We start from the raw sequence: 13,661 nt of genomic DNA, 5'->3' as shown, positions 1-13,661 counted from the left end.
AGGCAAAGATTTGATGGCGGTTATGCTAAAGAATATTTTTTATATTATTATGGGGCCTCCAGGGTCAGGCAAGGGCACACAATCGCAACGTCTTGCTAATCAGCTGGGCCTCCCCCACATTAGTTCAGGAGATCTTTTTCGATCTGCTATAAAATCAGCGACTCCCCTAGGAATCAAAGCTGCAGAATATATAGATAAGGGTCTGCTCGTTCCGAACGATCTTGTTTGTGAGATTGTAGAAGAGACTCTAATCAAACCAGAATGTCAGTGTGGATGTATTATCGATGGATTTCCAAGAACTTTAGATCAGGCGGTTTTTCTTAATGATTTCTTGGTTAAATCTAATGCAGATTACCTTGTGCTACAATTGGATGTTTCTGATGAGGAGATTATTCGTAGAATTCATTCTCGATTTATTTGCCCTTCATGTAATTACGTATATAATCAAAGCCAAGGTTTTAATGAATGCCCAACGTGTCGTATTAAGTTAATTCGTCGTTCTGATGACAATCTAGAGGTTATTCATAAAAGATTAGAAAGTTATGAAAAATCTACAGCTCCTTTAATTAATTATTATGAAGATCTAGGAAAATTAAAACGTATTCCTTCTGAAGTATCTCCTGATGAAGTTTTCCAAAGTATCCTATCTTCCATCAAAGTCTAGATTTGCAAGTAAATTTTTACTATGGATAAGAAAGATGAAACACTATCAACTTTATGCATCTGTTTCAGACCTTTCATCTAAAAATGGTGATTTAGAGACGCAATTACTTTTTGGAGAGCGTTTACTTTTTAATAAGAATACATACTACGCTTACTCTCAATTGGTTCGTGATCACGGTATTTGGCGTCCTTATCCAGTTAAACAGGTATCTTCAAAAACTTCATTTTCTTTCCTAACTCAATACATTCTACCCAATGCGGTTGTTAAGTCCTTTAACGCTTTTTTAGAGCCATGGCACATACCCTTGCCCTATGGTTCTCCGTTATCGATAGATTCTCGAGGTAAAGTAAACCTTCCTGAAGAAATTAAAAATGGAATGAGATGTCCTTTTGATAAGGAAGTTCCTTTTTGTAATGTCAATCACGTACGTTTTTGTGGTGCACCAGTATCTATCGATCTTTTACTTAAAGAATCCGAGAGCTTTTTAGATCTTCCCTATCTATGGGGAGGACGTTGTGTTCACCACTCTCTTATAAATTATGGATTAGATTGTTCAGGATTTGTGAATATTCTATTTCAAGCGAATGGATTGAGTATTCCTAGGAATGCTAGAGATCAATATAAAGATTGTGACTTAGTTGAGGGTTTTAAAGATCTTCCTCTCGGAGGTTTTGTTTTTCTTCAAAATGATCAAGACACACAAATTTCTCACGTAATGTTAAAGAAAAGTTCAACATGTTTAATTCATGCAGTTCAAACTCTTGGTAAGATTGTACATTTTTCTTTAGGAGTAGATATAGAGTTTAGTAAAGATAGGTTCCAAACTCTGAATCACCAAGGAAAAGCATTTTTCGGAATACCTAGAAAAAGGAAGATCTTTTTTTAGATAAGCTATCAATTAAAGAATTTTTAAGATTGTTGTAGGTTTAGAAAATAAAAAAGCAAGCGAATTGTAAGAAATAAACTCGCTTGCTTTTGATAAAAAAGAACGGACTTTATCGTTTGGAGAATTGGAAGCTCTTACGTGCTTTCTTATGTCCGTATTTTTTACGTTCTTTCTTTCTAGGATCTCTAGTAAGAAAACCGTGACTTTTTAATTCTTGTTTTGAATCAACGTTCTTTTTCAATAAAGCTCTTGCTAACCCTAAGCGAGTTGCAATTACTTGTCCTTGAATTCCACCACCATTTATACGGATAACTAGATCAAATTCATTAATGTTTCCAAGAACTTTCATTAATGGGGAAAGAATGGTAACTCTTTGAATTTCCAAAGGAAAATATTCATCAAAAGCTTTTCCATTTACATTAATCTTACCAGTTCCTGGACGAAGGCGAACGCTAGATACCGCTTGTTTTCTTCTTCCAGTAGCTACTGATTCTTCTATTGTACTTTTTACCACAACTTACCCCAAATTAAACATCTAATAAAATCGGCTTCTGAGCTTCGAATGTCTTGTAGGAATCTCCTTTTAATATTCTTAGAGATTTCAACTGACGTTTACCCAAGCGAGTTTTGGGCATCATACCTTTAATTGCGTGCTCGATAATATAAGATGGTTTTTTAGCTAACATATTTTCAAAAGGAATTTCACGCATTCCTGAAATATATCCTGTATAGTATCGATATATTTTTTGACCTTTCTTAGCGCCTGTTAAATGCACTTTTTCAGCATTGATAACGATAACACCATCACCCATTGCTATGTGAGGCGTATAAGTTACTTTGTGTTTGCCCCGCAAGATTTTTGCCACCTCTGAAGAAAGTCTTCCCAAGGTTTTGCCTGTAGCATCGATAACATACCAAGACTTATTCTGAGCATCAGATGCTTTAGCAATGGTTGTTTTCGTGTCTTTTCTTTTTTCCATAGTAATATAACCGCCTTATCAGAAGAAAGAATTATAAATCTGTGCAATTTTTTTTCCAAATAAAAAGCAACAAAAGCAATCTTCAGGCATATTTCCAAAAGATAATTAATATAAATTGATCATTTTTTGAAAGGTAAATCAAATCCACTTTATCATGCTTAGAGAACCGCAGGAAGGCGTTCCTCTTAGATTCATGGGCTATTAAATGTCATCACTCTAAATAAGATGGATTTATTTCTTTATTTTACAGAATGAGATGACAGCTATTATCTTTGTCTTTTTTAAGAACCTTATTTACAAGGTTATAATAAGCAAAACACAGGATCATTACAATAAAGTTTTTAGTAGAACTATCTGATTGCTATACTACCTGAGATAAAGAACACACTTCGATTTCCGTTCGTGTGCTTACAGACACCTTGTTATAGGATTCTTTCAATCCTAATTCATAGAAGCTCAATCATAATTTTAATTATCAAAATCTGCGTGTCCTAGGGTGCTTATTATGTCAGGAATTATTTTACATTCTCTTTTTAAAAATGATTGCCGATGCCATGCTTCTTATTCGTTTGATAAGCGCATTCAAGATCGTTTGACTGTAGCCATTATTATGGCTGTTATTTCTTCCATTAGTTTGATTTTAGCAATTATTCCTGCAATTATTATGGCCACTCCTATAGGATTCATTTGGGCTGGAATTTTTGGTGGTTTGGCTCTCGCGCTATTTATTTTTACAATCTTAACAAATTACTTAAGAAAGAATATGCCTGAGGGATTTAAGGCAGTTTTTAAGGAAAATTATCCCGAAGCTTTTTGTGATTTCATTCAGAAAAAACAACTTACTATTCAGGAAACACGTTTATTGCTCCACGGCTTAGAAGAAGCGGTTAAAGATCAGGATATTTCTTTCGATAAATATTTAGTAGCTTTCCCTAAAAAGTTAAGGACAGACTTAAATAAATATGGAATTTCTAAATTTACAGATGGTCTTGAACAAAGAGAGCTTGTTCCTTTAGATACTGTATTAACTAAAAACTGTCCTATATATTGGTTAAAGAAATTTATAGAAATAGCTCCAAATGTTCCTGCTGGAGGGCTTGCTAATCTATCTCGTGAAGAAATAGCGTCTTATTGGTTAGGAAGAGCAGGAGGTTGTAAGAATGCCGAAACTATTTTTTTAAAAAATACCCATTTTATCGCTCAGAAAATAACTAGAGAGGATTTTAATACATGCTGTTTATATGTTCGTAATGAAGATTGGGAAAATGAGGAGCTAGAAGCAATAAAACATAGAATATCAGATGCTTGTTTAGAGGTGGTAAGACAAGGCGATGAAAATTTAGGTATTGACATTACAAGATTTTTTAAAGGAATTCAAAACTCTCTGTTGGAATTATGTATACATGGTGTTTCTTGGGAACAGCTATGTTTAATTAAATCATTAGATTTTGAGAATTGGGATTTTCTGTGTGCTCTTGATGGGAATAAACAAGGCGTACGCAAATTTGCCGTTCCTTGTCTTGGAGAAGTTTCCGATGAAAGGCATCATTTATATGAACCTTTGATTTCTCTTTTAACTTGGAAGGATTTTGATAACTTAGGGTTGAAAAAGGAATCTATTTTTATGGGAGAAATAAGAAATCCTGAAAATAGACTTCTTAAATATTTTAACAGACAATCGCGTTATCACACATCTATAGATCTATTAAGTGAAGAGATTCTTCTAAAGCATCCTCCTAGATATACTTTAGACGTGTCTACGGGAGCAAAAAAAGAATGATATTAGAAAAAGAGTTCTCCATTTTGTAAAATCGCTTCACGGTGGCATTGACGTGCGAGTTGCTTATTATGCGTTACAATAAGCACTCCACGTGAATCATGTGATTGAGATAAAAGAAGATTATGAATGTATTGTGAAGTTTGATCGTCTAAATTTCCTGAAGGTTCGTCTGCGAGTAAAATTGATGGATCGTTTATTAATGCTCTAGCAATAGCCACACGTTGTTTTTCTCCTCCTGATAGATTGCAACATCGTGAGTGTATTCTATGAGATAAGCCTACAGATTCTATCAATTGTAAGGCTTTTTTATAAGCTGAAGATCCTTTAGAAATACTTTTTCGAGCAATACTTGCAGGCATTAAGATGTTTTTGATTACAGTATCATCTTCTAAGAGATAGAAGTTTTGGAAGATAAAACCAATATGCTGGTTTCTAAGCTGAGAAAGATTATAATTTTCCTTCTCCTTGCCAAAAAAAAGAAGTTCGCCGGATGACGGTGTATCTAATGTCCCCAACAAATGTAGGAGCGTGCTTTTCCCATTTCCTGAGGCTCCTGTGATAGCAACCACTTCTCCAGGATGTAAGTCGAAGCTTATATTGCGTAATATCTCAATATTTTGATTGCTTTGTTGAACGATTTTGGAAAGATTTTTCGCTTGAATAAGAGGTGGCATGATTATTCCGCTTTTAAAATATCCGAGACATGCATTTTAGCAACTTTCCTTGCTGGCAAAGCTCCGGAAATAGCCGCTAAAATTAGGGTTCCTAATCCTAGTATAACAATTGTTGGGATATGGATTTCCTGAGGCAGACCTTGACCAAAGAATGTGGAGTTAAAAGCTTCTCTGCCTTGTAAATAACTTAACCCACGGGTAATTAAAGAGAGATTCTTCATTGTTATAATTGCAAAAGTTGTTCCAAGAACTGCACCAATTGCTCCAGAAAGTGCTCCACAAAAACTGAAGATAACCTTTAAGCTACGCGAAGGTGTTCCCATAGCTTTAAGGATTCCTATTTCTTTTTTCTTATTATTTACTAGAAGAATCGACATAGTCACCACATTCGAACAGGCAACGATCAAGATAATAATAGAAACCAATAAAAATAGTACCTGATCACTACGAAGCTGATCTAAAATAGGCTTGAAATACTGATAATCATAAAGAGATGATACTTCCCAATATTGATCTACATCGGCTTGATTTAAAATAGTTTGAATCTGATTTTTAATTGGATTTATTTGCTTAGTACTAGGGAAGAAAACATGCAGGCCGTTATGCATTCCTAATCCCGTAGATTCTGAGCGAATTAGCGAAGCTAAATCCATATCAATGAACACAATCTTACTGCCCATGGGAGATAACCCAGGATTATAGAATCCAATAACATATACGGGATGTTGAATTTCCTTTTGAGTCTCTGGAGAGAAAATACTAAGATTACCCTTATCCCCTACTCTATAGCCTATATCACGATAGTTAGTGGGAAGAATGACAGAAGATCCCCGATAAATATTTTGTAAATTCTCAAAATCCTTTCCCCAACCTTCATTAGAATTGTTGAAGAGGTTTAAAATCTCAGAGCTATAATCCGTATGATCATACGGAAGCACCCTGTCTTTATAAATCTTATCTGAGTGATAAGCAACAAATTGGGAAAATGTTCGAGATTCTGATTTACTAGGATTTATAATCCTATCCATTTGCACGTAACCAATACCTTCTTCAAATTCCAAAAGCTGTGCTTGATTTTGATTTAGATAAGGAGTGAGAGATTCGAAGACTATTTTTACAGGATCCTTTAACTCTCCATTTGGAGTTGTATCAGGTATTGGGAAATTTTCAGGAAGAGAGTAATCTAAATCTGGATCATAAGGATCTATAAAAGGTGAAGCGAGTTTTTCTCTTATAGTCTTTGTTGTATATTGTGAAAGATCCGCATGCCTATCTACTTGATAGTAGTAAGAATCGTAATATACAGCTGAGGGTGAGATTTTTATTGGGGAATGAAGCTGGGAAAGATCATGAATCCAACGCTGTTCTAAACCATAAATTACGGAAATAAAAACAATGGATAACCAAGTGACTAAAGAAATGATGCCTATTGAAAATATAGAAACAACGGCAGAAGATAATCTTTTCTTTCTTGGTATTAGATACTTAAAAGCGATTAGAAGTTCTAATTTCATGACCTACTCAACAACTTAGAATAGAAGCTAGCAGGTAAATAAAATATTTTACTTAGCTTCTTTGAAAATTACGTGCCTACGCAGTTTTCTATCATATTTTTTGAGTTCTAGTCGACCTGTTGTTTTTCTTTTGTTTTTAACAGTCCAGTACATATCGGAACTTTCAGAACTTTTTAATTTAATGATTTCACGATTCTTACTAGCCATTGATGAATCCTTTTAAGAAAATGATAAATCGCTTATGATACTATATTTATTTTCAAAAAGAATCAAGAAAACTTCCCCATAATTTAGAAGAGAATTTTCATGGCGACTAAAGAACAGGTTTTTTTTAACCAGGCAACTTCAAAAAATAAAATTCATTTTATTAGTTTGGGATGTTCTAGAAATCTTGTAGACAGTGAGGTAATGCTCGGCATCTTATTGAAAGCCGGTTATGAAGCTACAGAAATGCTTCAGGAAGCTGATTATTTAATTTTGAATACCTGTGCTTTTTTAAAAGCAGCTCGGGATGAATCCATAGATTATCTTCAACGTATAATTAAAGCAAAAAAAGAAGATGCGAAGATTATATTAACTGGTTGTATGGTATCTAAGCACAAAGAGGAATTAAAGCCGTGGCTTCCCTATATACATTATGTTTTAGGTTCTGGAGATGTAGAACATATCCTATCTGCGATTGAATCTAAGGAAGCAGGAGAAAAGTTATCTTCGAAAAGTTATTTGGAAATGGGAGAGATCCCTAGAAAACTATCAACGCCCAAGCACTATGCTTATTTAAAAATAGCTGAGGGATGTCGTAAACGTTGTGCTTTTTGCATTATTCCAACGATTAAGGGCGGTTTAAGAAGTAAATCCCTAGATCAAATTATTAAAGAATTTCGCCTATTATTAAAGATGGGGGTTAAAGAGATCATTTTAATTGCTCAGGATTTGGGTGATTATGGTAAAGATCTCTCAACAGACCGCAAATCTTGTTTGGACAGTGTATTAAAGGAGATGCTCAAAGAGCCTGGGGATTATTGGATTCGTATGCTCTATCTATATCCCGATGAAGTTGATGACACGATTATTGATCTTATGGAAAGCGATCCTCGTTTACTCCCCTATGTGGATATTCCTCTACAACATATTAATAATCGCGTTTTAAAAAATATGTTGAGAACAACATCTAAAGAACAAATTTTAGATTTATTAACTAAGCTACGCACACGTATTCCACATATTTATATCCGCTCTTCATTTATCGTCGGTTTTCCTGGAGAGACCGATGAGGAGTTTCAAGATCTTGTAGATTTTGTTGGTGAAGGATGGATCGATAATTTGGGAATATTTTCTTATTCTCAAGAAGAAGGTTCTGTAGCTGCGAAAATGCCTGAGCAAATACCTCAGAGAGTAAAATCAAAAAGGCTCAAGATTCTTTCTCAAATACAAAAGAAAAATGTCGAGAGGCATAACAAACAACTTGTTGGACAGATTGTTGAGGCTGTTATTGATGGATATCACCCTGATAGCGAACTCTTATTAACAGCTCGTTTTTATGGACAAGCTCCTGAAGTTGATCCTTGTATTATTGTTAATGAAGCGCGTTTGGTTTCAGGATTCGGAGAGCGTTATTTAATCGAGATTACAGGTTATGTAGGTTATGATCTTGTTGGTCGAGTAATAAAAAAAGTGCCCGGAGAATAAGTTTTACCGGGCAAAATTGTAGTTCAATATTTTATCTAAAATAAGGTAGCTGAACTACATTCCAAGAAAATGAAGCAGCACGCCACCAATAACTTAAGTTTCTCAATACGAAGAACCCATTTTGTGTGGCAAAGTATGTAGTTGCAACCCATTTCATAGGTTTAGCTCTGTAGTAACTTGTTGATGAACATGTAGAACCTTGTAAAAATATCTTCCTTCCTCCAACTACGGCCATTAAGAGACACTCGCCGCCTATTCCATTATCTAACCATCCTCTATGTTTTGCCATAATGACTGTAATTCGGAAAAGCTTGGGATTAGATGAACTTGCTTGAAAGTGTAATTCTGCAGGTTTACCTGAGCTAATATAGAAATTAGGAATTTCCATCTGACTAGTTTGCAGATCAAATCTATTCCAAGGAATATCCCAAGGCCCCCCCTTTACATCTCCTGTTTTTACATGTCCCCCTGAAGTTCCTGAACGCATAGAAACAGAGGTTCTTGTTTGTTTAAAGCGTCCATAGGAAACATACTGCTGGTTATACTCCTGATTATTACTAAGTCCATTGGCATATCTCACAGTATGGTTTGTTAGATTTACTCTTCCGTAGAAATCTATCTTTTGATTAGCTCCAATTTTAATATTCATATTTCCACCGACAAATAGATCTTGACTGCAGTTAAGTTTTCCTGCAGTGCAAGTCAGATTAGTAACAGTGGTGTTCTTTGATGTTATGTTATCCTTTACAGTAAGAGCTCGGGTTTTTTTGTCATTTGATAAGTCTTTAGAGTAGATATTAAAACGAACAAATGTAGGGAAGCTGATATTAGTTTTAGGTGTTGACATAGTGTTTTAATCCTCCTCGGAAAATCTTGCTGCAAATGGGAACCAAATTACGCTTACAGAGGAAAACATACTGTTTATATGTCCCCCTGTAAAGACACTGACCGAGGGTAAATTGGAACTAGGTACATCTGTAATAGAGAAAATGGCGTATAGAGAGGTGCACGTTCTATCTGTCCTGTAATGTCCACGAGTATCTGCTGTACATAAATTCTCAGATTGTCCACCTGAATTTAATCTTAAGAATAAATTTACCTCATCATTTCCAGAGTGTTGTCCACCCATTCTTGTTATTTCAAAAGTTACCTGATAGATACCTGGACTTCGAATTCGAATATGTTGTGGATCAACATAAAAATAGTTTCGATACATTGGGGTGTAATTTTCAAAATCCTTTGAAGATTGTGTTTTTAAATATACTAAGGAATCTTTTTTGAGACTAAATGTGCCACGATGATCTATAAAACAAGTGTAAGCTTGAACACAACTCTTTTTATAATAATTAAATGTGATAGCATCACGTTGGGAAACAGGATCCGCGATATTATTAAAAAGCGGTTGTGTACTAGAATTAGATGTGACGGTAATACTTCCGTTAAGGATAGTTTCTTTTAATGAGCAACTATCTTCTCCCGAAAGATTTCCACCGATAAAGAAATCACAATTTGAGTTGACATCTTTTTGTACAGTCAGTGAGTCAGCATTAAACTGATCTTCGATGTTTAATTTCCCCTCAATATTTAATGTGGCATTGTTTAAATAGAGATTTTGATCTTTTACCCCTGTTGCATCTGCTTCCACAGTTTTATTATCTGGATTTGCTGGGGTAGAGCTTAAAATATCGTTATTTTTATTGTTCATGGCTATGAGCGATCCTCTGGGTAAAAAATGAGACCGAAATAGAACCCGGTTAATACCGCAGTATTTTCTATCAAACGTGCAGAGAATAGAGATTTTCCTACGTTATTCGAATTAGAAACGTTGGCATTCGGATCTGAGGGAACATGTGTGAAATGTATTGATGTGCTTAAAGCTGCTTGGTCTGCATAACCTCCCCCGCTATAGATATTGTTTTTGCTATAAACGATACCAGCAGCGTTTTCTAGGTAAATATCTCCTCCCCAGCCGTTGTTCCAGCCCCAACGCTTATTAATTCCGTAATCTATCATATAGACCCCTTTGCTGAGTAATTGTACCCAGCGAGTTCCTGGATGTCTAACTTTGGAATTGCTTCCTTTTTTGTAATCAACGAACCTTATATGAGAAAAAATATTTTGTGATTGATACACCGTTCTATCTGGACCTATAATCTGAATAGGATCCGCTGTATTAACATTGATTCTTCCGAATTCAGCAAGTGAGCAGAAAAAATATTCAGGTGAACGTATGTAATTTGCTGGAACTGGTGAAGAATCATGAGTAGGTCGAGCTACGTTACTCAGTCTATTGCCATGCAAATCTATAGAAGCATTCCCCTGTTGATTCTGTATGTTAAGTGAAGTAGCTGATGTAAGACCGGAAACATTTATGGCTCCTTTGAAAGAAGCATGCCCTGGTGCTGTTACAGAAAAGCTATTTGTAGAAACTATCGAATCAGCTTTGGTGTCGTTCGTTTGTACATTTCCGGCAACAACGTTACCTTCTAAAGTAGAATCTACATAGAAATAGCAGTCATTATTATCATTAGAATTAGAAGTATTCATTTATTATTTTATTATTCCAATTTTTTCTAATAAAAATCAGATAATAAAATATTGGTCAATTTTAATATGTTTAGTTTATTTATTTTAAAATAAATTAACTTTTAATAATTAAATTGGTAATAAAAAAGAGAAGGGAATAAAAAAGAGGTTGGGGGTGGCTGGATTTGAACCAACGTATCCGTAAGGAGTCGGATTTACAGTCCGATGCAATTGACCGCTATGCGACACCCCCAAAAAATGCTGGAGAAAGGACTTGAACCCTCAACCGTTCGATTACAAATCGAATGCTCTGCCAATTGAGCTACTCCAGCGAAAAACTTGGGAAACCTATTGTTTGAAGAGAAAACATTATTAATCAATAGGAAATCAATTTATACGCTATTGGTTATTTTCTTCCAAGTCAGAATCAGTATTTTCTGATATGCGATAGTCTTCTTGTGTAGGAATAAAGTCTTCAGAAACAAAACTTGTGTCCTGATTAGCTTGTCCAATCGAATGCTCTGCAGAAAGATTCGTCTCCATAACTTGAAAATTATGCTTTTTAAGTTGCTCTGAAACCAAACGATCTTCTTTAGTTTGAGCTTTTTTAACAGTTTTTTTCCCAGGTGCTGTTTTGTTCTTTGTAATCTCGTGATATTTATCAATCGCTTGCTTTTGCTCAGATGTTAATCTTTCAGATAGACGTTGAAATAGTTGTGTACAACTATCCCCTTCTTGACCTGAAGTAAGAACTTCCGCAGAAAATTTGAACTTACCCTCAGAAGTATAACGTACAGGTTGACTATCTTTAGCAAGACAGCATTGCTTATATTTTTTATTAGAACCGCATGGGCATGGATCATTTCTATTAACTTTTTTTGACATGTAATCCTTTTCAAAGCGAATCGTTTAAAGGAAAGTTTAAATAAGATAAGGATAAAAACCAATTATAAGTTTTCCTATAAACTAAGATTGTATTGCAAGCTTTGTTCTATCCTTTTACTATTTTTCTATGTCTATTCTGCACTTACATCCACCTTGGATTAAAACAGGCAAACGCATAGAAAGTTTGGTGCGCAAAGCTTTATATACTTATTCTATGCTAGAAAATCACACTAAGATTGTTGTGGCTCTTAGTGGCGGTAAAGATAGCCTTTCGTTACTTTTGATGCTCAAGGCAATTTCAGGAAGAGGTTTTCCTGAACTTGATCTTTATGCCGTTAATATCGGTGGGAAATATTCGTGTGGTGCAGAAGTTAGCCAGAAATATTTAGCAAATATTTGTGATAAAATTCAGGTCCCCTTTACCTCTATAACTTCTCCTTATGATCCCGAGATTCCAGAATGCTACTCATGTTCTCAGGTTAGAAGACGACTACTTTTTCAAGCAGCAAAAGAAATAGGAGCTACAGCAGTAGCTTTTGGGCATCATCGAGATGATGTGGTGCAAACAGCTTTAATGAATCTTTTACATAAAGCAGAGTTTGCAGGGATGCTACCCGTTGTAGATATGATACATTTTAATATTACAATTTTACGTCCTTTGATTCTTACCCGTGAATCATGGATACGTAAATTTGCTAAAGAAAGTGGCTTTGCTCGTGTTACCTGTCGTTGTCCTGTTGTCTCTTTAAGAACAAAAACAGAGGCTGCTTTAAAGTTGTTAGAAGATGTTTTCCCTCAAGCACGACATAACATTGCTTTAGCAATTGAACAACAAGGGCTGTCAAAAGCACAAAAAATTAAAACCAATTAAACATATTTTTATAGATTAGTCTTACTAAAACATTTATAGTAAGATTTATTTTCTCGGTAATTCTATGAACAAAAGATTAAAGATTCTATTAACTAATGATGATGGTATTTCGGCGAAAGGAATGAGTCTTTTAGTTGCCAATTTACTAAAAGCTGATTTTGCGGATTTATATATAGTAGCTCCGAGTATAGAACAATCAGGAAAAAGCATGTCATTTTCCTACACACAACCGGTCTCTATCGAAAATGTTGATTATCCACAACCTGTTGCAGGTGCTTGGTCTGTTTCTGGGACTCCTGTAGATTGTGTGAAACTTGCCTTGGGTGATTTATTCCGCGATTCTTTACCTGATCTCGTATTATCGGGAATCAATCACGGATCTAATGCGGGAAGAAATATCTTTTATTCCGGAACTGCTGGCGCAGCTATGGAAGCTATTTTATCAGGCATTCCTGCAATAGCATTTTCTCAAGAGCAACATATATCCTTCTTTCAAGAAGATTCTGCTCCTGAACTATTGAAAAAGCTATCATTATATGCTTTATCAATTCCCTTTCCTATTCTTACAGGTTTTAATGTCAATTTTCCTGCTAGTGAACGTAATGAGGCCTGGAAAGGAATGCGACTTGTTGCTACAGGGAAAGAATTTGCTTGCGGTTTACCCAAACTCTTAAGCAGCGATGGTAAACGCAAGAGCTTTTCTCTAAGTGATTGTCAGATGGTAATAGATGAAGATATTTCTGATGAATGCCGCTCTATTTTGGATAACTATATTACAGTAGTTCCTTTATTGGTAAGAAATTCTCCACTAGCTTTAACTAGTGAATCAGAATTTCAACAACTACAGGAAAATTTCGAAGAGTTTATTGGTTCTGAAGCTAACACTAGATTATCTGATGTCTAAAATGAATGATGGGGTAGGTATTTCCGATAGAAAACCACTTTCAGGGTCGTTTAAGATTATCTACTTCATAAATTCTTTAACCAAAAATATGCGTGTCTCGTTTCTAGCATAGATCTTGACTTGTATTTCATATAAGAAATGGGTGTTGTAGCATTTCTCACAATGCATAAGTGCTTTATAAGTCTTCTTGTCCTCCCGTAAATTAATTTTTTAAATATTATACAGATATTTTACCGTGGCTATTTATGATTCCATCTGTTTATTTTTTGTGCCCTAGATAGTCTAACC

The 13,661-nt window shown here is 35.0% G+C and carries 15 protein-coding genes and 2 tRNA genes; 6 read left to right on the top strand and 11 right to left on the bottom strand.

The window, feature by feature from the left end:
- The first annotated feature begins 22 nt into the window (after positions 1-22).
- Entirely contained in the window at positions 23-664 is a 642-nt protein-coding gene (locus tag C10C_RS02735; protein ID WP_117274766.1) for an adenylate kinase, read from the top strand.
- Positions 665-698: 34 nt separating this feature from the next.
- Positions 699-1,550 carry a C40 family peptidase gene (locus C10C_RS02730; protein WP_117274322.1) on the top strand — a complete coding sequence of 284 codons (852 nt, stop codon included), beginning with the start codon at positions 699-701 and terminating at the stop codon, positions 1,548-1,550.
- Between the two features lie 109 nt (positions 1,551-1,659).
- Here the strand turns inward: C10C_RS02730 and rpsI are convergent, their stop codons facing one another.
- Positions 1,660-2,064, bottom strand: coding sequence for a 30S ribosomal protein S9 (rpsI, locus tag C10C_RS02725; protein WP_117274321.1), 405 nt, complete (start codon positions 2,062-2,064; stop codon positions 1,660-1,662).
- Between the two features lie 13 nt (positions 2,065-2,077).
- Complete coding sequence (rplM, locus tag C10C_RS02720) at positions 2,078-2,530, bottom strand: 50S ribosomal protein L13 (RefSeq protein WP_117274320.1); 453 nt, start codon at positions 2,528-2,530, stop codon at positions 2,078-2,080.
- 505 nt (positions 2,531-3,035) lie between these two features.
- On the opposite strand from rplM, the gene C10C_RS02715 reads away from it, so the two are divergent.
- Positions 3,036-4,310 (top strand): DUF1389 domain-containing protein, encoded by a 1,275-nt coding sequence (locus tag C10C_RS02715; RefSeq protein WP_117274319.1) that lies wholly within the window; start codon positions 3,036-3,038, stop codon positions 4,308-4,310.
- A gap of 2 nt (positions 4,311-4,312) precedes the next feature.
- On the opposite strand, the gene C10C_RS02710 is transcribed toward C10C_RS02715, so the two are convergent.
- The 3 genes from C10C_RS02710 to rpmG are packed head-to-tail and all read right to left on the bottom strand — an operon-like array spanning position 4,313 to position 6,705.
- A complete protein-coding gene (locus C10C_RS02710; RefSeq protein WP_117274318.1) occupies positions 4,313-4,984 on the bottom strand; it encodes an ABC transporter ATP-binding protein in 672 nt (223 codons plus the stop codon).
- 2 nt (positions 4,985-4,986) lie between these two features.
- Positions 4,987-6,498: an ABC transporter permease gene (locus tag C10C_RS02705; protein WP_117274317.1), complete on the bottom strand. Its 1,512-nt coding sequence runs from the start codon at positions 6,496-6,498 to the stop codon at positions 4,987-4,989.
- A 48-nt stretch (positions 6,499-6,546) separates the two neighbouring features.
- Entirely contained in the window at positions 6,547-6,705 is a 159-nt protein-coding gene (gene rpmG, locus C10C_RS02700) for a 50S ribosomal protein L33 (RefSeq protein ID WP_006343203.1), read from the bottom strand.
- A gap of 99 nt (positions 6,706-6,804) precedes the next feature.
- Here rpmG and rimO point away from each other — a divergent pair, with 99 nt between their 5' ends.
- A complete protein-coding gene (gene rimO / locus C10C_RS02695; protein WP_117274316.1) occupies positions 6,805-8,187 on the top strand; it encodes a 30S ribosomal protein S12 methylthiotransferase RimO in 1,383 nt (460 codons plus the stop codon).
- Positions 8,188-8,218: 31 nt separating this feature from the next.
- On the opposite strand, the gene C10C_RS02690 is transcribed toward rimO, so the two are convergent.
- The 6 genes from C10C_RS02690 to C10C_RS02665 all read right to left on the bottom strand — a co-directional run bounded on the left by C10C_RS02690 (position 8,219) and on the right by C10C_RS02665 (position 11,598).
- A complete protein-coding gene (locus C10C_RS02690; RefSeq protein ID WP_117274315.1) occupies positions 8,219-9,034 on the bottom strand; it encodes a hypothetical protein in 816 nt (271 codons plus the stop codon).
- A 6-nt stretch (positions 9,035-9,040) separates the two neighbouring features.
- Positions 9,041-9,892, bottom strand: coding sequence for a hypothetical protein (locus tag C10C_RS02685; protein WP_117274314.1), 852 nt, complete (start codon positions 9,890-9,892; stop codon positions 9,041-9,043).
- Positions 9,893-9,894: 2 nt separating this feature from the next.
- On the bottom strand, positions 9,895-10,734 hold the full coding sequence (locus C10C_RS02680) for a hypothetical protein (protein ID WP_117274313.1): 840 nt from the start codon (positions 10,732-10,734) through the stop codon (positions 9,895-9,897).
- Positions 10,735-10,883: 149 nt separating this feature from the next.
- A tRNA-Tyr gene (locus C10C_RS02675) sits at positions 10,884-10,966 on the bottom strand.
- A 6-nt stretch (positions 10,967-10,972) separates the two neighbouring features.
- A tRNA-Thr gene (locus C10C_RS02670) sits at positions 10,973-11,045 on the bottom strand.
- A 67-nt stretch (positions 11,046-11,112) separates the two neighbouring features.
- Positions 11,113-11,598: a YecA family protein gene (locus C10C_RS02665; protein ID WP_117274312.1), complete on the bottom strand. Its 486-nt coding sequence runs from the start codon at positions 11,596-11,598 to the stop codon at positions 11,113-11,115.
- A gap of 127 nt (positions 11,599-11,725) precedes the next feature.
- Here C10C_RS02665 and C10C_RS02660 point away from each other — a divergent pair, with 127 nt between their 5' ends.
- Complete coding sequence (locus C10C_RS02660; protein WP_117274311.1) at positions 11,726-12,469, top strand: tRNA 2-thiocytidine biosynthesis TtcA family protein; 744 nt, start codon at positions 11,726-11,728, stop codon at positions 12,467-12,469.
- A gap of 64 nt (positions 12,470-12,533) precedes the next feature.
- Positions 12,534-13,373 (top strand): 5'/3'-nucleotidase SurE, encoded by an 840-nt coding sequence (surE, locus tag C10C_RS02655; protein WP_117274310.1) that lies wholly within the window; start codon positions 12,534-12,536, stop codon positions 13,371-13,373.
- Positions 13,374-13,661 lie beyond the last annotated feature (288 nt).

Origin of the sequence: Chlamydia poikilotherma (assembly GCF_900239975.1) — a bacterium.
Taxonomy (GTDB): domain Bacteria; phylum Chlamydiota; class Chlamydiia; order Chlamydiales; family Chlamydiaceae; genus Chlamydia; species Chlamydia poikilotherma.
The sequence above is the reverse complement of the archived record's forward strand: the minus strand, read 5'-3'. Positions and strand labels throughout refer to the sequence as shown.

Excerpts from the sequence above, each read along its gene's own strand:
- C10C_RS02735 (WP_117274766.1), top strand. The coding sequence starts at position 23 with ATGCTAAAGAATATTTTTTATATTATTATGGGGCCTCCAGGGTCAGGC.
- C10C_RS02730 (WP_117274322.1), top strand. The coding sequence starts at position 699 with ATGAAACACTATCAACTTTATGCATCTGTTTCAGACCTTTCATCTAAA.
- rplM (WP_117274320.1), bottom strand. The coding sequence starts at position 2,530 with ATGGAAAAAAGAAAAGACACGAAAACAACCATTGCTAAAGCATCTGAT.
- C10C_RS02715 (WP_117274319.1), top strand. The coding sequence starts at position 3,036 with ATGTCAGGAATTATTTTACATTCTCTTTTTAAAAATGATTGCCGATGC.
- C10C_RS02710 (WP_117274318.1), bottom strand. The coding sequence starts at position 4,984 with ATGCCACCTCTTATTCAAGCGAAAAATCTTTCCAAAATCGTTCAACAA.
- C10C_RS02705 (WP_117274317.1), bottom strand. The coding sequence starts at position 6,498 with ATGAAATTAGAACTTCTAATCGCTTTTAAGTATCTAATACCAAGAAAG.
- rpmG (WP_006343203.1), bottom strand. The coding sequence starts at position 6,705 with ATGGCTAGTAAGAATCGTGAAATCATTAAATTAAAAAGTTCTGAAAGT.
- rimO (WP_117274316.1), top strand. The coding sequence starts at position 6,805 with ATGGCGACTAAAGAACAGGTTTTTTTTAACCAGGCAACTTCAAAAAAT.
- C10C_RS02690 (WP_117274315.1), bottom strand. The coding sequence starts at position 9,034 with ATGTCAACACCTAAAACTAATATCAGCTTCCCTACATTTGTTCGTTTT.
- C10C_RS02685 (WP_117274314.1), bottom strand. The coding sequence starts at position 9,892 with ATGAACAATAAAAATAACGATATTTTAAGCTCTACCCCAGCAAATCCA.
- C10C_RS02680 (WP_117274313.1), bottom strand. The coding sequence starts at position 10,734 with ATGAATACTTCTAATTCTAATGATAATAATGACTGCTATTTCTATGTA.
- C10C_RS02665 (WP_117274312.1), bottom strand. The coding sequence starts at position 11,598 with ATGTCAAAAAAAGTTAATAGAAATGATCCATGCCCATGCGGTTCTAAT.
- C10C_RS02660 (WP_117274311.1), top strand. The coding sequence starts at position 11,726 with ATGTCTATTCTGCACTTACATCCACCTTGGATTAAAACAGGCAAACGC.
- surE (WP_117274310.1), top strand. The coding sequence starts at position 12,534 with ATGAACAAAAGATTAAAGATTCTATTAACTAATGATGATGGTATTTCG.